This is a genomic window from Novosphingobium sp. (genome assembly GCF_027489515.1).
Taxonomy (GTDB): Bacteria; Pseudomonadota; Alphaproteobacteria; order Sphingomonadales; family Sphingomonadaceae; genus Novosphingobium.
The window spans coordinates 18,333-37,876 of sequence record NZ_JAIXZS010000049.1; the positions used below are offsets into that span (position 1 = coordinate 18,333).

Genomic DNA, 19,544 nt, shown 5'->3' on the forward strand with positions numbered 1-19,544 from the left:
GAATGCGGCGCTTGGCCGCACCGCCCTTCGGAGCCACCCCAACAGATGATCGGTCTCATCCTCGTCACCCACGGCGCCCTTGCCGACGAATTCATCCATGCGATGGAGCATGTCGTCGGGCGCCAGCCCGATATTGTCGCGGTCTGCATCGGCCCGAACGATGATATGGAACGTCGCCGCAAGGAAATCGCCGATGCGATCCGCCGCGTCGATAGCGGCGAGGGCGTTATCGTCCTGACGGACCTCTTCGGCGGCACGCCGTCCAATCTGGCCATTTCGCTGATGGAAGCCGGCCGGGTCGAGGTGATCGCCGGCATCAACCTGCCCATGCTGATCCGGCTCGCCAAGGCGCGCAATTCGATGGGCGTGCGCGAGGCGACCGCGGCTGCGCGCGATGCCGGGCGCAATTACATCACCATCGCATCCGAATTCCTGGGGCAGGACGCCTGAATATGACCGAGAACGCCGCCGCTTCCTCTGATGTCACCACGGCGCGCGAAACGGTCCTCATCGTCAATCAGCGCGGCCTGCATGCACGGGCGAGCGCCAAGTTCGTCAATGCCGTCGCGCGCCTGCCCGATGGCGTCGACGTGAAGGTGATCAAGGACGGCACTGAGGCGCAAGGCGGCTCGATCCTTGGCCTGATGATGCTCGGCGCGGCCAAAGGCGATTCGGTCGAGATCGTCGTGACCGGGCCTGACGCGGACGCTGTGCTCAAGAAGGTCGCCGGGCTCGTCAAGGACGGCTTCGGCGAGGATTGAGGCGAAGGCGATGATGCGCCGCCAGATCACCGGGTTTTCCAACCCGACCATCAAGGCCGTCCGGGCCCTTCGCGAAAAGAAGCACCGCAAGCGTGAAGGGCGCTTCCTTGCCGAAGGCCTGCGCCTGCTGACCGATGCGCGCGAGAGCGGCCGCGTTCCCGAACTGCTGCTGATGGCCGAGGGACGCGAGGGGCATCCCCTACTCGATGCGCTGGAAGCTGCCGTGGCGCGCGCGGGCGGCGATGTGATCGAAATGCCCGAGGATTTGCTCGCCAAGGTGACGGGCAAGGATAATCCGCAAGCCGTGGCTGGGGTCTTCGCGGAATGGGATACCCGGCTCGAAGCGCTGGACCGGGGGCGCAGCCCGCTGTGGCTCGTCGCGCAGGCCATGCGCGATCCCGGCAATCTCGGCACGATGCTGCGCACCGCCGACGCGGTCGGCGCGGGCGGGGTGATCCTGCTCGACGATTGCGCCGATCCCTTTTCGGTCGAGGCCGTTCGCGCGAGCATGGGAGCAGTATTCACCGTGCCGCTGGCACAGGCGCGGTGGGATGATTTTGAGCGCTGGTTGCGCGCCGGGCCGGGACAACTGGTGGCGGCGAGCTTGCGCGAGGCAGTGCCCTATCGCGGCGCGGCCTATTCGGCGCCCTGCTTCGTGATGGTCGGCAACGAATCGCGCGGGTTGCCTGAAGACTACGAGATGGCCTGCGATCTGCGCGTGACCATGCCGATGAAGGGCCGCGCCGACAGCCTCAACGCCGCAGTTGCAGCGGCGGTGCTGGCCTACGAGGTGCTGGCCGCGCTGGGGGGATAAGAGGCCCCTCGCTCTCCTCTTCGTCATCGCCGCGAAGGCGGAAAGTCAGAGCGGCCATAGCGTGCCTGTTTGCCTCGATCCCCGCCGGTGCGGATATCAATCCCCTGCAATCAGGGCAGTGATGCGCCAGCCCTGCTTGCCGCGCTCGGCGATGAGGCGGTAGTCGATCACGCTGCGCAGTTTCGTGTTTTCGACATAGGCCGTCTTGCCTCCGCCCGGCAGCGTGACTTTGGCAAAGGTACCATCCGGGCTGCTGCCTTCCGCCATCGCTACAAGTGCCCAGTTCAGCGTGGCGACCATCGGTGCTGCCGTGCTTGCCTTGGCATATGCCGGCACGTCCGGCCCCAGGACCAGCATCGCAGCATAGGGATCCGCATCTTCGGGGGCGTTCCAGAAGATCCAGGGAAGGAAGGCCTGACCGTCCTTGAAGCCGCAGCCTAGCGGCAGCAGCGCCGCGATCTGGTCCCACAGCTTGTAGTCCTTGTCGGTGAGCCGCTTCTTCATTTCGGCAAGACCGTGTCCGCCACCATAATCGAGCTGCACATCAGGAGAGGTCAGCGTGATCAGCGCAGCTGCGTCGCGCCGTGCGACTGCCTGTTCGAGGCGCGCGCGGAACTCCGCCCAGCCGGGCTGCGCGGTGCAATCATCGCGCGGCGGGTAGCTGGCGGCTTTGAGCAAGGGTGCCGCAGCTGTACCTGTTTCGGTGGTGGCCGGGGCCAAAGAAGCACCAGTCGGCAGCGCAGGCTCGCTGGCGATGGAAGCTGCAGACGGCGCACCGCCGGGCGCGTCCCCCTTGCCACAACTCGCGAGCAGGCTCAGCGAGATCAGGGCCATTGCGGCATATCCGGTTTTCATGGCGTTCTCCGCAGCCTGCTCGCTGGCGGCGCCGCGCCGCCTGTCCAAGACCAGAGCAACGATCTACTCCGCTGCCTGATCGCCGACTACGTCTGAACCGACCTCCGGTTCCACCAGCGCAAGCTTTGCCGCATCGCCGCTCTCGGCATGGCGCGGGGCCGTCTCGATCAGGGGCACATCCTCGATCTCGCGCTTGCCGATCTCGATATGCTTGTCGCGCAGGCGGCGCCCGGCGGAAAGCACATTGCGCTCGAAGCTGCCGACGAACTTGTTGTAATGCCCCACCGCGCTGTCGAGGCCTGAGCCGACGCGCTTCAGGTGTTCGGCGGCCACAGCCAGCCGGTCGTAGAGCTCTCCGCCCATCTTGCCGATCTCGCGCGCCTCGCGCGCCAAGCCGTCCTGCCGCCAGACTTGCGCCACGGTGCGCGCAATGGCCACAAGGTTGGTGGGAGAGGCGAGCAGCACGCGCCGTTCGAAGGCAAAGTCCCACAGTGCCGGATCACGTTCGAGCGCGGCGGCGATGAAATGTTCGCCCGGCACGAACATCAGCACGTAGTCTGGCGCTTCCTCGAACTGGCTCTGGTAGCTCTTGGCGCCGAGCGTCTGGATATGGTTGCGCATGGATTGCACATGCGCCGCCAACGCCACGCCGCGCGCATCGTCGTCCGCCGCCTCGAACGCATCCTGATAGGCGTTCAAGGAGACCTTGGCGTCGATCACGAGGATCTTGTTGCCCGGCACTTTGACGATGGCATCGGGGCGCAGCCGCCCGTCCTCGGTATCGACCGAATGCTCGGTGACGAAATCGGTATGCTCGGCAAGACCGCACTGTTCGAGCACGTTGCGCAGCTGCAGTTCACCCCAGCGGCCGCGCGTCTTGGGGCCGTTGCGCAAGCTGTTGCCCAGTTGCAGCGCAGCGGTGCGCACCGCTTCCTGGCCCTGGCGCATACCCTCGATCAGCCCGGTGAGCTGCCCGAAGGCATCGACGCGCTTGGCTTCCAGTTCCTGGACTTGCGCTTCGTACTTTTCGAGCCGCGCGCCGACTGGTTCGAGCACGGCCTTGATCCGTGCTTCGCTGGTCTTCTCGCTTTCGGCAAAACGCGCATTGGCCCGCGCGAGGAAGGCTTCCTGCGCGCGTTCAAGCACCTTGTGCCCGGCGTTCTCGAATTCCTTGCGCAGGGTTTCCTGCGCCTCGATCAGCAGGCGCTTCTGCTCGGCGAAGTTCTCGGCATCGGCCTTCAGCCGTTCAAGCTCGGCGCGCAGGGCCTCGCGGTCGGCGCGCAGCGCGGCAAGTTCGGGGCGCATGCGGTCCGCTTCGGCACCGCGTTCCTGCGCGGCGGCAAACTGGGCGGCGAGCGTATCGCGCTCTTCACGCACAGCCGCCGCCTCGGCGACCAGCGCATCGTGCTGCCCGGCCTTCACGCTCGCGGCCGCGAGTTCGGTGATCGCGCGGCGGAACTTCTCGTCGAGATCCTTCGCCTCACCCTCGCGCGCGGTCAGCCGCGCCTGCAGTTCGGCAATCGGGCGCGCGCCGAGGAACCAGCCGACCGCGAGACCGGCAAGCAGGGCAACGATCAGAAAAACAAAGACAAGGGTGGTATCCACGCCGACTCCCGCACCGGAACGAAGCGTGAACCTATCCTGACTCTAGCAGCAGCGCAAGCGGCGTGAGGTCACGCCGCGCGGCGCATCTTCTCCAGCTTGCGCAGCACCATCTGCCGCTTGAGGCGCGAGAGATGGTCGATGAACAGGATGCCTTCGAGGTGGTCCATCTCGTGCTGCAGGCAGGTGGCGAGCAGGTCGTCCATCTCTTCCTCGTGGACCTGGCCATCAAGGTCCTGCCAGCGTGCGCGGATGCGCGCCGGGCGTTCCACTTCGGCGTACATTTCAGGCACCGAAAGGCAGCCCTCGTTATAGACGCGGCGTTCAGCGGAAGGATCAAGGATCTCGGGATTTATGAACACGCGCGGTTCGCGCTTGGTCGGCTGGTGATGGTGGTGGTGGCCATCATGCGCGCAAGGTACCGGTTCGGCATCCGGATCGTCGGGCTGCAGGTCGATCACCAGGACGCGCAGCGGCACGCCCACCTGGACGGCGGCGAGGCCGATCCCCGGCGCGGCATACATCGTCTCGAACATGTCGGCGACGAGCGTCTTCAGCTCCTCGTCGAACACGGTGACGGGCTTCGAGATCTGCTTGAGGCGCGGATCGGGGACTTCGAGGATTTCGCGGATAGCCATCCCGGTCAGATAGGCAAGCCGCGCGCGACTCGCAAGGTGCTACCCTACAGGTCGCCGCGCCCGCAGCGCCTGTGCGAGCGTGCCTTCGTCGAGATAATCGAGCTCGCCGCCCACCGGCAGGCCGTGCGCCAGTTGGGTGACGCGCAAGGGCAGGGTATCGATCCGCTCGGCGATGTAGTGCGCGGTGGTCTGGCCCTCGAGCGTCGCGTTCATCGCGAGGACGACCTCGTCGATCCCGCCCGCTTCCAATCGCGCGAGCAGCTTGCCGATCGAAAGATCCTCCGGCCCCACGCCCTCAAGCGCGGAAAGGCGCCCGCCGAGCACGTGATAGCGCCCGGTGAACAACCGCGAGCGATCAAGCGCCCAGAGATCGGCCACTTCCTCAACGACGCAGAGCGCGCGGGCATCGCGGCGTGGATCGGTGCAGATGCTGCAGGGGTCCGCGGTATCGACATTGCCGCAGGTCTGGCACTCGACCAGCCGCGCGCGCACACCTTCCAGCGCTTCGGCGAGCTGGACCAGGCTCGTCTCGCGCCGCTTGATCAGCCATAACACCGCGCGCCGCGCCGAACGTGGCCCTAGCCCGGGAAGCCGGGCCAGCGCGCTCGCCAGCGCCTCGATCTCTTGCGATGCCATGGGGGGAGAGATAGGGCCACGCCACGCAAACGAAAGGCCCTTTTGAGCGTTATGCGCATTGTCTTTATGGGAACCCCGGATTTCGCCGTGCCGACGCTCTCTGCGCTGGCTGCGGCGGGGCATGAGGTTGTCGCGGCCTACAGCCAGCCGCCGCGCCCGGCGGGGCGGGGCAAGCAGCTGCAGCCCTCGGCAGTGCACCGCGCGGCGGAGGCGCTGGGCATTCCCGTGCGCACGCCGGTCTCGCTCAAGGGTGCCGAGGAGCAGGCCGCGTTTGCCTCGCTGGAGGCCGATGTCGCGGTGGTCGCGGCCTACGGCCTTATCCTGCCGCAGGCGGTGCTGGACGCGCCGCGGCTGGGGTGCCTCAACGTGCATGGTTCGCTGCTGCCGCGCTGGCGGGGGGCGGCGCCGGTTCAGCGGGCGATTCTGGCCGGCGATGCGATGACCGGCGTCACCATCATGCAGATGGAGCGCGGGCTTGATACCGGGCCGATGCTGGCGACTGTCGAGACTCCGGTGGACGGCAAGTCCGCAGGCGAACTGACCGCCGAGCTGGCGGAAAAAGGCGCGGCGCTGATGGTTTCGGTGCTGGCCGATCTTCCCGCGCATCCGCCGGTGGTGCAGCCGGAGGAGGGCGTGACCTATGCGCACAAGATCGAGAAGGCCGAAAGCCGGCTCGATTTCACCCGCAGCGCGGTTGAGGTGGAGCGGCAGGTGCGCGCCTTTGCCCCTGCGCCGGGGGCCTTTTTCGAGCTGGAGGGCGAACGGTACCGCGTGCTTGCTGCCGTTATCCAGCCCGGAAGTGGCGAACCGGGAACCACGCTCGATGGCGGCCTCGCGATTGCCTGCGGAGAGGGCGCGCTGGTACCGACGCTGATCCAGCGCGCGGGCAAACCGGCGATGGACACCGCCGCTCTGCTGCGCGGGCGCGCGATCCCGGCGGGGACGCGCCTTGGGTGATTTCTTGACCCGCTACGCCCTCACCCTCGAATACGATGGCAGGCCCTACATGGGCTTCCAGCGGCAGGCGCATGGGCCCTCGGTCCAGCAGGCGTTCGAGGAAGCGGCGGTGAGCGTCGTGGGCCATGCTGTGACGCTCCATTCCGCCGGGCGTACCGATGCCGGTGTCCATGCCCGCGCGATGCGCGCGCATTTCGATAGCGAGAAGCCGCTAGCCCCCTTCCGGATGGGCGAGGCGATCAATGCGCGCTTGAGGCTTGCCGAGCAGGCCGTGGCGGTGCTCGATTGCGTCCAAGTGCCCGAGGACTGGCATGCGCGCTTTTCATGCATCGGGCGGTCCTACGAATACGTGATCGCCAATCGCCGCGCGCCGCTGGTGCTGGAAGCAGGGCGGGCGTGGCGGATCGCGCATGGACTGGACGCGGACGCGATGCACGCGGCGGCGCAGGTGCTGGTCGGTCGGCACGATTTCACCACCTTCCGCTCGGCGCAATGCCAGTCGGCCAGCCCGGTGAAGACGCTGCGCCATCTCTCTGTGCGGCGCGAAGGCGACCATGTGATCGTGGCCGCCGAGGCGCGCAGCTTCCTCCATCATCAGGTGCGTTCGATGGTCGGCTGCCTGGCCATGGTGGGCGAAGGGCGCTGGACCGCCGCCGATCTGCGCGATGCGCTCGAAGCCGCTGACCGCAGCCGCCTCGGCCACAATGCGCCCCCTGATGGCCTCTATTTCATGCGCGCGCTTTACCCCGGCGAATGAGTGGTTAAGTTGCGGATTGAAACCCGCGCCGGGCATCATCGGCGCGGCAGCAATCAGGAGAGAACCATGGCGTTTACCGGCAAGCAGCTCACGACCCGACTCGACGCGGACGGCACGCTGACCGTGCAGATCGTCCCCAAGACGTGGGACACGCCCACCGGCAGCCAGGTGCTCGTGCAAGTCGAGGCGACGCCGATCAACCCGTCGGATCTCGGCCTGCTGTTCGCCTCGGCCGATACCGCGAATGCCACTTACACCCCCGGCAAGGTGGTCGCGAAGATGCCCGACAATGCCACCCGCGCCATGGCCGCGCGGCATGGGATGGATATGCCGGCGGGCAACGAGGCCGCAGGCGTCGTCGTCGCCGCCGGGGACAGCCCCGCTGCACAGGCGCTGATGGGCAAGCGCGTCGCCTGCGTGCCGGGCACCGCCTATGCGAGCTACGCCTATGCCGAGGCGGGCATGTGCCTGCCCGTCGATGACAGCGTCACCCCCGCGCAGGCCGCCTCCAGCTTCGTCAATCCGATGACAGCGCTGGGCTTTGTCGAGACGATGAAGATGGAAGGCTTCACTGGCCTCGTCCACGCGGCTGCCGCGTCCAACCTCGGTCAGATGCTCGTGCGCATCTGCCAGGAAGATGGCGTGCCGCTGGTCAACATTGTCCGCAGCGAAGAGCAGGTCGCGCTGCTCAAGGGCCTCGGCGCCACGCATGTGCTCAACATGACCGAGCCGGGCTTTCAGGCCGCGCTGACCGATGCGATCCATGAAACCGGCGCGATGCTCGGCTTCGATCCGATCGGTGGCGGCACGCTGGCGGGGCAGATCCTCGCCGCGATGGAATCGTCCGCCAGCCGGGGCGCCGCGTTCAGCCGCTATGGTTCCTCGACGCCCAAGAAGGTCTACATCTACGGCGCGCTCGATCTCGGGCCGACGATCCTCAACCGCGCTTTCGGGCTTACGTGGGATCTTGGCGGGTGGCTGCTGACGCCGTTCATGGCCAAGGCGGGCATGGACGTGGTGGGCCGGATGCGCGCCCGTGTCGCGCGCGATCTCACCACCACCTTCGCCAGCCACTACAAGGCCGAGGTCAGCCTCGAAGGCATGCTGGAGCCCGCCGCGGTCGCCGAATACAATGCACGCCGCACGGGCGAGAAGTATCTCGTGGTGCCGACCGCCTGACAGGAAAAAGGGGCGCCCGGCGGGGTGCCCCTCAACTGCCCGAGGTCACTCCCGAGGAACTCAGTTCCTTTGACCCGCAGCTACCTTGGATAGCCGAATCAACATGTCCCTCATGTCGAAGTGGTCAACAAACAGGTCCGCTGGATTGGCACGGCAATCCTTGCGTACCGCTGACCAGGCAGCATCGTGCTCGGCACTCTTCTTGCGTATACCGTCCACGCCGCCTGCCATTGCTCCGCCCGGTTGGAACATAAGCCTGAAACCGACAAGCATGGTTTCAAGTTGATCCCTGCTGTCCTTCTTGGTTCGATCGGGGTGCTGCGCGTCCCACCAGTCCATTTCCCGTGTGAAGGCGTCGCATGTGTAGTGCACCAGTCCACCGCCGGGCACATGAGATTTTGACTGGTAGAATTCGTAGCCGGTCACAAACTTCAGCGGGATGGCGTTGCCGCCACTGTCGCGCGCAGGGGTGAACCGGGCGGTATTAGCTGTCGTCAGCGCTGCTTTGTCGAGGATGGACGAACCCGTCGAGGTTCTGAGCGTTGCAGAAGACACGGCCCCAGCGGCGTCGATTACAAATTCGACCACCGCGGTGCCGTGGTGGCCCAGGGCTTTTGCTTCGGCGGGAAACTCTGCGCGATCACCGCGCAGAAATTTCGGTTTTACCTTAACCAGTGCGGGATCGGACACCGGAGCCGATCCGTCAGCGATGGGGAGCGAGGCATTCACCTGCGTGTCCGCAGATTGCCCAAAAGCGGCTCCTGTTCCGGATGTGGCCGTCACAGCCACCAAAACGAGAAGCCGCGCTAGGCTCAAGCCTTCCCCACCACGCTCTCCGGCAGGTCCTTGCCGAACACGCGCTGGTAGTATTCGGCCACCAGCACCCGCTCGGTCTCGTCGCACTTGTTGAGGAACGAGAGGCGGAAGGCGAAGCCGGTATCGCCGAAGATGCCGGTGTTCTGCGCCCAGCTGATCACCGTGCGCGGGCTCATCACGGTCGAGATGTCGCCGGCGATGAAGCCCTTACGGGTCAGGTCGGCGACGCGGACCATGTCCGCCGCGGTCTTGGCGTCGAGCCCGGCAACCTTCTTGGTCACCACGTCGATCTCGGTTGCCGCGGGAAGGTAGTTGAGCGCGACGACGATGTTCCAGCGGTCCATCTGGCCCTGGTTGATCGCCTGCGTGCCGTGATAGAGCCCGCTCGTATCGCCAAGGCCCACCGTGTTCGCCGTGGCGAAGAGGCGGAAGTTGGGGTTCGGGCGGATCACGCGGTTCTGGTCGAGCAGCGTGAGCTTGCCTTCGGTTTCCAGCACGCGCTGGATCACGAACATCACGTCCGGGCGGCCGGCGTCGTATTCGTCGAAGACGAGCGCGGTCGGCGTCTGCAGCGCCCAGGGCAGCAGACCCTCGCGGAACTCGGTGACCTGCAGCCCGTCGCGCAGCACGATCGCGTCGCGGCCGATGAGGTCGATTCGGCTGATGTGCGCGTCGAGGTTGATGCGGATGCACGGCCACTTGAGGCGCGCGGCCACCTGCTCGATGTGCGTCGACTTGCCGGTGCCGTGATAGCCCTGCACCATCACGCGGCGGTTGTGGGCAAAGCCTGCGAGGATCGCCAGCGTGGTGTCCGGATCGAACACGTAGTTGGGATCGAGATCAGGCACGCGCTCATCGGCCACGGAGAAGGCCGGCACGGTCATGTCGACGGGAATGCCGAAGGTCTCCCGCACGCTCAGCGTGGTATCGGGGGCGGCAAGGACGGTGGTGGCGCGGGTATCGGCCTGCAGGTTCGGAATGTCGGTCATCGCCTCATCGCCTATACGGCGCTGCGAAAGGCTGCAATAAGCTTTGAGGGCTGACTCGGCAGCGGGAGGCGGATGCTATGAAATTGTATGGGGCTCTCCTGTCGCCCTTCGTGCGCAAGGTCGCGGTGGTTCTGGCCGAGAAGGGGCTGGATTACACCCCGGCGCGCGGCGGCCCGGGCGTCACGGACGCAGAGTTCCTCGCGGTCAGCCCTTTCGCCAAGATCCCGGCGATTGACGACGATGGCTTCACCCTCGCCGATTCGTCGGCCATCGTGCACTATCTTGAAGCGAAGTACCCTTCGCCGCCGCTGATCCCCACCGATCCGCAGGCGCTGGGCCATGCCGTGTGGTTCGATGAATTCGGCGATACGATCTTCGCCGCCTCGGGCCTCAAGATCCTGTTCAACCGAGTGGTCGGTCCGCGCTTCCTCGGCCTGCCTGTCAACGAGGCGCTTGCGCTTGAGGGCGAGGCCGAATTGCCGCGCATCTTCGCCTATATTGAAAGCGTTGTGCCGGATGATGGCTGGCTGGTGGGCGAGGCCTTCACCATTGCCGATATCACGGTCGCCTCGATGCTCTGCACGCTGCGCTATGTCGGCTATGGCTCCAATGCCTCTGCCTATCCGAAGACCGCAGCGTGGCATGCCCGCGCCCTGGCGCGCCCCTCTTGGCAGTTGGTGCAGGAAAAGGAAGCGGCGCTGATGCAGCGCATCCTGCCCGATCTGGCCAACGCCTGATCGCAAGCATCCCGGCAACGCAACGCAGAGGGTTACAAACCGCAAGGGTATGCACCAGCCGGCAGGAGACTGCGTATGACCTGGATCGATGGCTTCGTGATCCCCGTGCCCGAGGCGCGCCGTGCTGATTACGCCGCGATGGCGGAAAAGGTGGGGCAGATCTTCCTCGATCATGGCGCAACGCAGGTCATCGAAAGCTGGGGCGCGGATGTGCCCCACGGCAAGGTCACCGATTTTCACCGCGCGGTGGCCGCCGAGCCGGGCGAGGGCATCGTGTTCTCGTTGATCGTCTGGCCCAGCCGCGATGTGGCGACAGCAGGGCACAAGGCCGTCTTCGCCGATCCGCGCATGGCCGATGCGGGTGACATGACCATGTTCAATTCGCAGCGCATGATCATGGGCGGTTTCGAACAGCTGCTCTGGATGGGAGATCGGACATGACCACCCCCAACGTGCCGTTCATCTGGTACGAACTGATGACCACCGATGCAGAGGCTGCCGCCGCATTCTATGGCGCGGTGGTCGGGTGGACGATCGCTCCGCCCGAACCCGGCTCTCCGATTGCCTACAGCATGATCAAGCGCAGCGATCACGGCGGGCAGGGAGGAGTGCTCCAGCTCACGTCCGAAATGCAGGCCGAAGGCGCGCATCCGGCGTGGATCCCTTATTTCCATGCAACCGATATCGACGCCGCGATTGCTGCGGTTCTGGCTGATGGTGGCCGCCAGCTTTCACCGCGCATGGATATTCCCGAGGGCAGCTTCGCCATGGTGACCGACCCGCTCGGCACGCCGTTCTATCTCATGCAGCCCAATCCGCATGAAGACCGCCCGGATGCTGGCAGCGATGTGTTCGCGGCGGAGAAACCGCAGCACGTGCGCTGGAACGAGCTTCCCAGCCCCGATCCCGAAGCCGCCAAGGCTTTCTATACCCGCCACTTCGGCATGAGCTTCACCCGCACGATGCCCATGGGTGAAATGGGCGATTATGAGTTCATGGACCACCGCGATGTCACGCTCGGTGCGATCATGCGCCGCCAGAACCCGGCCCAACCCCCATTCTGGACGATGTATCTCGGCGTCCCCGATATCGACAAGGCTTGCGCCGCGATCAGCGCCAGTGGCGGCACCATGATGTGGGGCCCGCATGAAGTCCCCGGCGGGGAATTCAGCGGCATCGCGGTTGATCCCCAAGGCGCCATGTTTGGCGTTGTCGGCCCCAAAGGAGCCTGATTGATGGCAGACTATACCTTCTACACCGTCCCCATGTCGCGCGGTCAGATCGCGCGCTGGGCGCTGCACGAAGCCGGCGCGGATTACGAGCAAGTGCTGGTCGATTGGGCGAGCCGCCCACCCGCACTCGCCGCCGCCAACCCGATGAACAAGGTGCCGACGCTGATCCACCACGCACCGGAAGGTGACCGCGTGATCACCGAATGTGCCGGCATCTGCGCCTATCTTGCCGACGTCCACCGTGAGGCGGACCTGCTTCCCCGCGATGCGGAGAAGGCGGACTACTACCGCTGGCTGTTCTTTGCGGCAGGACCACTCGAACAGGCGGTCATCAGCCGCGCGATGGGCTGGGAAGTGCCCGAAGGCAAATCAGGGATGGCCGGCTTCGGCACCTATGAGCGCACGATCGAGGCGATGGACGGGCTGCTTGCGGACCGCGACTGGGTTTGCGGTGCACGCTTCACCATGGCGGATGTCTATGTCGGCAGCCAGATCGACTGGGGCCTCAACTTCGGCTCGATCCCGCCGCTGCCCAGCTTTGCCGCCTATGCCGAACGCATCCGCACCCGCGCGGGCTATCAGTCTGCCAAGGCGATCGACCGCGATCTCATCAAGGCCGCGAAAGGGTGACGGACGCCGTCCTTTGCCTCTGGTACGAAGGTGGGGCCGAAGAAGCCGCTGCCTTCTACGCGGCGACCTTTCCGGAGAGCCGCGTTACCGGCCTCCACCGCGCGCCGGCCGATTATCCCGATGGCAAGGAGGGCGATGTCCTCACGGTCGAATTCACGGTGCTCGGATTCCGCTGCATCGGGCTCAACGGCGGGCCTCATTTCAAGCACAGCGAAGCGTTCTCGATCCAGGTGCCAACGGACACGCAGGAAGAGACCGACCGGCTGTGGAACGCCATTGTCTCGAACGGCGGCAGCGAAAGCCGCTGCGGCTGGTGCAAGGACAAGTGGGGCATCTCGTGGCAGATCACCCCGCGCGCGCTCACCCGGGGCATGGCCGATCCCGATCCCGCAGTGCGCAAGCGGGTTTTCGCGGCGATGATGACGATGGGCAAGATCGATATCGCGGCGATCGATGCGGCGCGGGCAGGAGCAGGCTGATGCCCGAACTCTATGGGCACCCGTTCTCGTCGTACACATGGAAGGCGCTCATTGCGCTCTACACCAGCGAAACGCCGTTCACCTTCCGCATGCTCGGCGCTGATCATCCGGAAAATGGCGCGCGCGTTGCGGCCGCAAGCCCGCTCGGCAAGTTCCCGCTGCTGATCGATGGCGATGCAGAAGTGTTCGAGGCGACGGCGATCATCGAGCACCTCTGGCTTCACTATCCCGGCGCGTCGCACTTGGTGCCGGTTGACCCTGTCCGTGCTGCGGAGGTCCGGATGATCGACCGGGTGTTCGACAATTACGTGATGGGGCCGATGCAGGCCGTCGTCGATGAGCACCTGCCCGGCGGCGGGATGGATCAGGGGCGTATCGACAAGGCACGCGCCAACCTCGAGCGGACTTACAGCTGGCTGGAGCGCTGGCTGGCACAATACCGGCCGGGCGAGGCCATCAGCCTGATCGAATGCGCCGCGGCACCCTCCCTGTTCTATGCCGACTGGGTCCAGCCGATCCCGGCCTCATGCCCGCGGCTTTCAGCCTACCGCGCTTATCTCCTCGCACTGCCACCAGTGTCGCGCTGTGTCGAAGACGCGCGTCCCTACCGTCCGTTCTTTCCGCTCGGCGCGCCGGACCGGGATTGAACGCCCGGCGCGCCGGATCTTCAGCGTGCCTGCTTCGCCGCGATATACCGGTCGATATTGGCGGCCAGCACATCGAGCGGCACGTTGCCGCCCTCGACCACCGCGTTGTCGAAATCGCGCAGATCATAGGCTTTGCCCAGCGCCGCCACGGCCCGCGCCCGCTGGCGCAGGATCTCGCTGCGGCCGATGAAATAGCCGCAGGCCTGGCCCGGCCAGCTGCAATAGCGCTCGACCTCGCTGGTCACCTCGTCGCGGCCCGATCCGTTGGTATTGGCGAACCAGTCGATCGCCTGCTCGCGGCTCCATTCGCGCGCGTGGAGGCCGGTATCGACGACCAGACGGCAGGCGCGGAAGGCGATGGACTGGAGGTAGCCCAGCTTGCCGACCGGATCGTCGTCATAGGCGCCGAGCTCGTCGCCCAGCGTTTCGGAATAGAGCGCCCAGCCTTCCGAATAGGCGTTGAACGCCAGCATCGCGCGAATCGTCGGGAGCTGGTTCGAGTATTCGCCCTGCCACACGTGCCCGGGAATCGCCTCGTGGTGGACGAGCGTCGGAAGGCTGTAGGTGCTGTGGAGCCGCGTCGTGCCGAGGTTGATCCACATCTTGCCCGGGATCGACCCGTCGATCGAACCGGGGCCGCCATAGGCGCCGGGCGCGCCCGGCTCTTCCGCCGGGGGCAGGCGCCGCACTTCGAGGTTGCCGCGCACGAGCTTCGAAAACGCGCGCGGCATCTGCGCGCGGATATAGGTCAGCCGCTTCTGGATGAACGCGATGATCTGCGCGCGGCCCTCGTCGTTGTCCGGAAACTGGAAGCGCGGGTCCTGGCCCAGCGCGGTCATCCGCTCGCCCACTGTGCCGCTGGTATAACCCAGCTTCCGAAGGATCGGGTCCATCCGCCCCTGCAGATCGGCCAGCGAATCGAGTCCCAGCTTGTGGATTTCGTCCGGCGTCATCCGTGTCGTCGTGCTGGCGCGCAGGGCCCAGGCGTAGAACGCATCGCCGCCGGGGCGTGTATGCATCCCGGCATCGCGCGACGCCAGTTTGCGCTGCGCGATCAGCTCGGCGAGCTGGCGTTCCAGCGTGGCCGCGACCTGCTTCGTCACGATTTCGCGCGCGCGAGCTGCCCAGTCGCCGGCGATGCCCTTCTCGCGCGTGCGCCGCTCCAGCGAATCGACGAGGCCGCCGCCTGTACCCATTGCGGAAAGGCTCGCGCCCATCTGCCGGATCGCCTTTTCGATAAGGAACGATGGCGCAATCAGGCCCCCTGCCGCTGCCGCCTTCAACCGCTCGGTCTCCCCTGCAAGCACCGCCGGGAACTGCGCGAGCCGCGCCAGATAGGCTTCGGCATCGGCGGCGGTGTTCACCGGATGGTCCGAGTCGAGGAAACGCGGCACATCAATGTAGGCGCCGACGTTCTGGATCACGACATAAGGCGTGTTGCGCCAGCCGCCGACGGTGACATCGCCATAAGGCAGGGCGAATCCGTCGAGCGCGGTGTGATAGGCGCTCTTCACCACTGCAAGGCTGGTGCGTGTGACGGGATCGAGGCCCGCGTCCGAAATCGCCTCTACTTTCGCCAGATCGCTGCGCACCAGCGCGGCGACTGCGGCCTGGCCCGCAGCCGAGCGGTCCTCCAGCGCGCCGCGCAAGGCGGCATGGGTGCCGGTATCAAGGCCGAGCGAAGTCGCGCTCTCGGGCTTCAGCGCCAGCAGCCGCCACGCGGCATCGTCGAGCAGCGCTGACGCCGGTGAGGGCGCTGCTACCGTTTGGGCTTGCACGGGAAGCGCCAGAGCGGCGGCGCCTGACGCGAGGCCTGCGATGGCCTCGCGGCGCGTCAGGGTGGGGGCGGAGGCGGAGGGATCGTGAGGGGTCTGTGCCATGCCGAGGACATTGCCCACGCTGCTGCTCGCTGTCAAAGCCGCGTCAGATCGTGGCTCCGCCCGACGAATGCGTCGGAAACGGAGCAACTATGTTGGTCGGCTTAGTCCGGAACAGGCCTTTTCTTGCGCGCGCCGTGAAGACACGCATGGGCGAGAACTAGGGTGTTTTCCCGATTGCGCCCAGCATCGACTGGCGAGTCGATCCCGAGAACTCCGCATAGGTGACGACCAAGCGCAATTGTTGGCAGCGCAGCGTGATCCATGGCTGTGACGGCCTGAGCCAATCGAAGATGATTTGCACCCAAATCAGACAAATCGCGGGTAATCCACGCCGCAGAACGTGTATAGAAATTCGGTAGAATGGATTACCGGGCTCGCGTCGGTATAATGAAGAAATGTATAAAGCTTAGTTATCACGGTGTAGGTAATTTTCCTTAGTATTTTCACTTTTTCGGACGGAACATTGGGCGGTGTGCCCGATATTCAATTAGGAGATCAAGAAGTGGCAAACATGATTAACGGATCTGCCGGTGCTGATACGATCAAGGGCACCGGAGGCAGGGACATCATTTCCGGTGGTGCCGGCGATGACCAGCTCTGGGGCGGGCGCGGCAAGGACTGGCTCTATGGCGGTGACGGTAACGACGTTCTCAAGGGCGGTGGTGGCCAGGATTCGCTCACCGGAGGCGCGGGCGCCGATCAGTTCGTGTTTCGCTCGTTTGAAGGCTGGTCACCTGTCACCTACAACGGCCCCGGTGTCCCGCCGACCGATGTCTACCAGTGGGTGATCGTCACCGACCTCACCTTCGGTGATGGCGACAACGTACGCATCACCGGATTTGACAACGTGTTCGCCAGCCTCGGCATGTTCAAGGGCGGCTCGTACTTCATCGACGATCAGGGTGATGTCAATCGCCTGGCCGCCTTCCTCAAGGACAATCCGTCGCAGGGCAGCGTCAAGGAAACCTTCGGAACCGACAAGGACGGCACCACTTTCCTGCTCAACGATGGCATGGGCCACACCCAAGTGCTCCAGCTCCTTGGCATTCATCCCGATGTCATCCTGACTTGAGGGCCGCAGCAGCGCGCTGCGCCGGGGGCTGGGTCACGCGCCAGGTCCCCGGCGCAGCGCCTGTGGGTTGTGAAGATCCCTTCCGGAGTCTCGCAGGGTGGCGTCCGGATGTTCCTCGCGCTAGGCTCTCCTTGGCACACCAGCCAAGGGAGTCCTGCCCATGAGCATTTTCGACCAGATCCTCGGCCAGATCAGCAGCAACGTCGATATCAAGAACCTTGCGGCGAAGGTCGGCATCGATCCCTCGATGGTGGAAACGGCCATTGCTGGTCTCGCCGCCGGCCACGCCGCGCCGACCGACACGGTGGAAACCGCCGCAGCCAACACCGGTATCGATGCCGGAGTGCTGCAGCAGATCGTCGGGCACATTGGCGGCGAAGGCTCGCTGGCCAGTTTCGCAACGATGCTGACCCAGCATCCCGATGCTGCCAACGTGCTGGGCGGCCTCCTCGGCGGGAAAGAAGGCGAAAACCCGCTCGGCAATCTGGGCGGTCTCGCTTCGGGCCTGTTCAAGTCCTGACAACTCGCGTTAGCGTTCCTGCATGACCGATGCCGCGCTATCGCTTGCCATGCTCACCGCGCTTGCCCTCATGGCGGGCGCGGTGTTCCTGTGGCGCCGCGGTGAACGTCAGCGGCCGGCGCTGATGGCTATCCTTGCCGCCGTGATGATCACCAATGTCGTGATCTGGTCGCTGCCCACCACCGGCGGGCAGACTTTGGCCGCCAGCGCCGCGCGCTGATCCCGCCACGCTTCTGCTGACCCTGCCGTTACCCTCGGCTTGACGCCTTGCGCATTTAATGTCACACAATGTGACATGACGACCCATAGCGCGACATCAATCCGCCAGCAGTACAAGGACATGACGCGCGAGCGTATCCTCGATGCCGCGATCGATCTCATGGCCGAAGCCGGCATGGCCCCGCTCACCGTGGCGGATGTGGCGAGCCGCGCCGGGGTGACCACCCGCACGATCTATCGCCACTTCGAAACGCGCGAACGGCTGATCGAGGCGGTCTGGCCCCGGATGCAGGCCCGGGTCCGGTCGCGGGGCTTCCCCCGTACGGCGGACGAGATCATTGCGACGCCCGCCTACCTCTTTCCGCAGTTCGACGAACACGCCAATCTCGTGCGTGCCTCGGCCTTTTCAGATGCCGGGCTTGAGGTGCGGCTGCGTGCGAACGACGAGCGCACGGCCGCGGCACAGGCCTGCGTTGCCGATGCGCTGCCCGCCTTACCCGCCGATGTGGCGCGGCGCCGGGCTGCCGTCATCCAGTTGCTCGACAGCGCCTATTGCTGGGCTGTGCTGCGCGATTTCTGGGGCTTCGACGGGGCCGAGGCGGGGCGCGCCGCGAGCGAGGCGATCGCCATCCTGCTCGGCCGCGCCGCAGCCGATGGTGCGCCTATGCAAATGCTAACGGAAGGAGAACAGCCATGAAACTGGTCCACGCGAGCATGCCCGCCGACGATCCCCGCTTCGCGGCGGAGGTGCTGTCCCGGATCATGGGCGGCGAGGCGATCCCGTTCCCACCCGCCGGCCCGAAGGCCTGGATGGCCTGGTCGGGTGACGGGGCGATCGAGCTTGAGGTCGTCCCCCGCGGCGCCGCGCTGCGTTATGAAGCCGATCAGGGCAACTGGCGCAGTGGCGGTCCGGCCTCGCGCGAAACCGAAGTCCACTTCGCCATCTCGGTCGGGCGCAGCGCTGACGAGATCCTCGATATCGCGCGCGAGGCTGGCTGGAAGGCCCGCCATTGCGACCGCGGCGACGGGTTGTTCTCGCTGGTCGAGGTCTGGGTCGACGATTGCTTCATGATCGAGTTCATGGATCCCGCCCAGACCGCACGGTACGATGAAGTCGTCACCCCGGCCAAGTGGAAGCAGTACCTCGCCGATATGCAGGCAAGCTGATCGGCGCTGGTCCCCCGCTTGGCATCGCGTCCGGCCCTGCTAAACCGGCGCCGAACCATTGCAGCGGGGGAGCACGCATGACCAATCACGTCGCCGGCAAGTCCATCGTCATCACGGGTGCTGGCGGCGGCTTCGGCCGGCTTGTCGCGCACAAGGCTGCGGCGCTCGGCGCCAAGGTCGCTTGCGGCGATATCGATCTTGCCGCCGCGCAGGCGACCGCCGATGCGGTCACCGGTGCGGGCGGAGCGGCCATCGCCGTTGAGACCGACGTGCGCGATCTCGCGGCGGTCAAGGCGCTCGTTGCTGCCGCCATTTCCGCGCACGGCGGGATCGACGTGATGATCAACAACGCGGGCATCATGCCGCTCGCGTTCTTCTCTGATCATGAGGCGGCCTATCCGGCGTGGGAGCGCTGCATCGATATCAACATCAAGGGCGTCCTCAACGGCATGGTCGCCGCCTACGATCCGATGATCGCGGCCGGGCGCGGCCAGATCGTCAACCTCTCCTCGATCTACGGCAATTTCCCGGTGATCGGCGCAGCGGTCTATGGCGCGTCCAAGTCCGCGGTGAACTTCCTTTCGGAATCGCTGCGCGTCGAAAGCCGGGGCAGAATCAAGGTCACCACGATCAAGCCCACCGGCGTTCCCACCACCGGCCTTTCCGGCACGGTGATCAACCCCGCTGCAGGCGTGGGCATCGTCGCGCACAACATGCCCGAATTCATGGACATGGTGCAGCAGATGGGGGCGGGCACCTTCCCGGCTGCGCGGCTCAGCCCTGATTCCATCGACTACGCCAGCCTTGCGCCGGACCATATTGCCGATGCGATCATCCACGCGATCAACCAGCCCTGGGGCGTCTCGATCTCCGAAGTCACCGTCCGCGCATCGGGCGATCACTTCGTGCTCTAAGCAACAGGGCATCGGGCGGGCAGGGGGCATCGCCCTTGCATTC

Annotated in this window: 25 protein-coding genes; 18 read left to right on the top strand and 7 right to left on the bottom strand. The window is 65.7% G+C overall.

What is annotated here, in order from left to right; all coding sequences use genetic code 11:
- Positions 1–45 precede the first annotated feature (45 nt).
- From Q0082_RS08310 to Q0082_RS08320, 3 genes are read left to right on the top strand one after another with little or no spacing between them, the layout of a single operon-like run.
- Entirely contained in the window at positions 46–450 is a 405-nt protein-coding gene (locus Q0082_RS08310; RefSeq protein WP_298191458.1) for a PTS sugar transporter subunit IIA, read from the top strand.
- 2 nt (positions 451–452) lie between these two features.
- On the top strand, positions 453–761 hold the full coding sequence (locus tag Q0082_RS08315) for an HPr family phosphocarrier protein (RefSeq protein ID WP_298191460.1): 309 nt from the start codon (positions 453–455) through the stop codon (positions 759–761).
- 10 nt (positions 762–771) lie between these two features.
- The gene (locus Q0082_RS08320) at positions 772–1,575 is read left to right on the top strand and encodes an RNA methyltransferase (RefSeq protein ID WP_298191461.1); all 804 of its coding nucleotides are present in this window, start codon (positions 772–774) and stop codon (positions 1,573–1,575) included.
- 96 nt (positions 1,576–1,671) lie between these two features.
- Here Q0082_RS08320 and Q0082_RS08325 read toward each other — a convergent pair whose 3' ends face one another.
- From Q0082_RS08325 to recR, 4 genes are all read right to left on the bottom strand, one after another.
- Positions 1,672–2,430: a hypothetical protein gene (locus Q0082_RS08325; protein WP_298191463.1), complete on the bottom strand. Its 759-nt coding sequence runs from the start codon at positions 2,428–2,430 to the stop codon at positions 1,672–1,674.
- A 63-nt stretch (positions 2,431–2,493) separates the two neighbouring features.
- Positions 2,494–4,035, bottom strand: coding sequence for a DNA recombination protein RmuC (rmuC, locus tag Q0082_RS08330; RefSeq protein WP_298191464.1), 1,542 nt, complete (start codon positions 4,033–4,035; stop codon positions 2,494–2,496).
- 68 nt (positions 4,036–4,103) lie between these two features.
- On the bottom strand, positions 4,104–4,670 hold the full coding sequence (gene def, locus Q0082_RS08335) for a peptide deformylase (protein ID WP_298191466.1): 567 nt from the start codon (positions 4,668–4,670) through the stop codon (positions 4,104–4,106).
- Positions 4,671–4,709: 39 nt separating this feature from the next.
- Complete coding sequence (recR, locus tag Q0082_RS08340) at positions 4,710–5,306, bottom strand: recombination mediator RecR (protein ID WP_067907389.1); 597 nt, start codon at positions 5,304–5,306, stop codon at positions 4,710–4,712.
- 51 nt (positions 5,307–5,357) lie between these two features.
- Between recR and fmt the strand changes: the two genes are divergently transcribed.
- The 3 genes from fmt (at position 5,358) to Q0082_RS08355 (ending at position 8,199) form a co-directional block, all read left to right on the top strand.
- Positions 5,358–6,263, top strand: coding sequence for a methionyl-tRNA formyltransferase (fmt, locus tag Q0082_RS08345; protein WP_298191469.1), 906 nt, complete (start codon positions 5,358–5,360; stop codon positions 6,261–6,263).
- A 4-nt stretch (positions 6,264–6,267) separates the two neighbouring features.
- Positions 6,268–7,020, top strand: coding sequence for a tRNA pseudouridine(38-40) synthase TruA (gene truA, locus Q0082_RS08350; RefSeq protein WP_298191471.1), 753 nt, complete (start codon positions 6,268–6,270; stop codon positions 7,018–7,020).
- 66 nt (positions 7,021–7,086) lie between these two features.
- The gene (locus tag Q0082_RS08355; RefSeq protein ID WP_298191472.1) at positions 7,087–8,199 is read left to right on the top strand and encodes a zinc-binding dehydrogenase; all 1,113 of its coding nucleotides are present in this window, start codon (positions 7,087–7,089) and stop codon (positions 8,197–8,199) included.
- Positions 8,200–8,259: 60 nt separating this feature from the next.
- Here Q0082_RS08355 and Q0082_RS08360 read toward each other — a convergent pair whose 3' ends face one another.
- A complete protein-coding gene (locus Q0082_RS08360; RefSeq protein ID WP_298191474.1) occupies positions 8,260–8,889 on the bottom strand; it encodes an energy transducer TonB in 630 nt (209 codons plus the stop codon).
- 122 nt (positions 8,890–9,011) lie between these two features.
- Positions 9,012–10,004 carry an AAA family ATPase gene (locus Q0082_RS08365; RefSeq protein WP_298191476.1) on the bottom strand — a complete coding sequence of 331 codons (993 nt, stop codon included), beginning with the start codon at positions 10,002–10,004 and terminating at the stop codon, positions 9,012–9,014.
- Positions 10,005–10,081: 77 nt separating this feature from the next.
- On the opposite strand from Q0082_RS08365, the gene Q0082_RS08370 reads away from it, so the two are divergent.
- The 6 genes from Q0082_RS08370 (at position 10,082) to Q0082_RS08395 (ending at position 13,729) form a co-directional block, all read left to right on the top strand.
- Positions 10,082–10,741, top strand: a complete 660-nt coding sequence (locus Q0082_RS08370) for a glutathione S-transferase family protein (protein ID WP_298191478.1) — start codon at positions 10,082–10,084, stop codon at positions 10,739–10,741.
- A 75-nt stretch (positions 10,742–10,816) separates the two neighbouring features.
- Complete coding sequence (locus tag Q0082_RS08375) at positions 10,817–11,182, top strand: DUF1428 domain-containing protein (RefSeq protein ID WP_298191480.1); 366 nt, start codon at positions 10,817–10,819, stop codon at positions 11,180–11,182.
- Positions 11,179–11,973, top strand: a complete 795-nt coding sequence (locus Q0082_RS08380) for a VOC family protein (RefSeq protein WP_298191481.1) — start codon at positions 11,179–11,181, stop codon at positions 11,971–11,973. Before Q0082_RS08375 ends, Q0082_RS08380 begins: the two co-directional genes overlap by 4 nt.
- A 3-nt stretch (positions 11,974–11,976) precedes the next feature.
- A complete protein-coding gene (locus Q0082_RS08385; RefSeq protein WP_298191483.1) occupies positions 11,977–12,603 on the top strand; it encodes a glutathione S-transferase family protein in 627 nt (208 codons plus the stop codon).
- Complete coding sequence (locus Q0082_RS08390) at positions 12,600–13,082, top strand: VOC family protein (protein WP_298191484.1); 483 nt, start codon at positions 12,600–12,602, stop codon at positions 13,080–13,082. The genes Q0082_RS08385 and Q0082_RS08390 overlap by 4 nt, the downstream gene beginning before the upstream one ends.
- On the top strand, positions 13,082–13,729 hold the full coding sequence (locus Q0082_RS08395) for a glutathione S-transferase family protein (protein ID WP_366522535.1): 648 nt from the start codon (positions 13,082–13,084) through the stop codon (positions 13,727–13,729). Before Q0082_RS08390 ends, Q0082_RS08395 begins: the two co-directional genes overlap by 1 nt.
- Positions 13,730–13,749: 20 nt before the next feature.
- Here the strand turns inward: Q0082_RS08395 and Q0082_RS08400 are convergent, their stop codons facing one another.
- A complete protein-coding gene (locus Q0082_RS08400; RefSeq protein ID WP_298191486.1) occupies positions 13,750–15,609 on the bottom strand; it encodes a DUF885 family protein in 1,860 nt (619 codons plus the stop codon).
- 511 nt (positions 15,610–16,120) lie between these two features.
- Between Q0082_RS08400 and Q0082_RS08405 the strand changes: the two genes are divergently transcribed.
- The 6 genes from Q0082_RS08405 (at position 16,121) to Q0082_RS08430 (ending at position 19,501) form a co-directional block, all read left to right on the top strand.
- On the top strand, positions 16,121–16,681 hold the full coding sequence (locus Q0082_RS08405) for a hypothetical protein (RefSeq protein ID WP_298191547.1): 561 nt from the start codon (positions 16,121–16,123) through the stop codon (positions 16,679–16,681).
- A 160-nt stretch (positions 16,682–16,841) separates the two neighbouring features.
- On the top strand, positions 16,842–17,201 hold the full coding sequence (locus tag Q0082_RS08410) for a hypothetical protein (protein WP_298191488.1): 360 nt from the start codon (positions 16,842–16,844) through the stop codon (positions 17,199–17,201).
- A 22-nt stretch (positions 17,202–17,223) separates the two neighbouring features.
- Entirely contained in the window at positions 17,224–17,421 is a 198-nt protein-coding gene (locus Q0082_RS08415) for a hypothetical protein (protein WP_298191490.1), read from the top strand.
- 75 nt (positions 17,422–17,496) lie between these two features.
- A complete protein-coding gene (locus tag Q0082_RS08420) occupies positions 17,497–18,117 on the top strand; it encodes a TetR/AcrR family transcriptional regulator (protein ID WP_298191491.1) in 621 nt (206 codons plus the stop codon).
- Positions 18,114–18,587 carry a hypothetical protein gene (locus tag Q0082_RS08425; protein WP_298191494.1) on the top strand — a complete coding sequence of 158 codons (474 nt, stop codon included), beginning with the start codon at positions 18,114–18,116 and terminating at the stop codon, positions 18,585–18,587. The genes Q0082_RS08420 and Q0082_RS08425 overlap by 4 nt, the downstream gene beginning before the upstream one ends.
- 77 nt (positions 18,588–18,664) lie before the next feature.
- On the top strand, positions 18,665–19,501 hold the full coding sequence (locus Q0082_RS08430; RefSeq protein ID WP_298191496.1) for an SDR family NAD(P)-dependent oxidoreductase: 837 nt from the start codon (positions 18,665–18,667) through the stop codon (positions 19,499–19,501).
- The last annotated feature ends 43 nt before the right edge of the window (positions 19,502–19,544 follow it).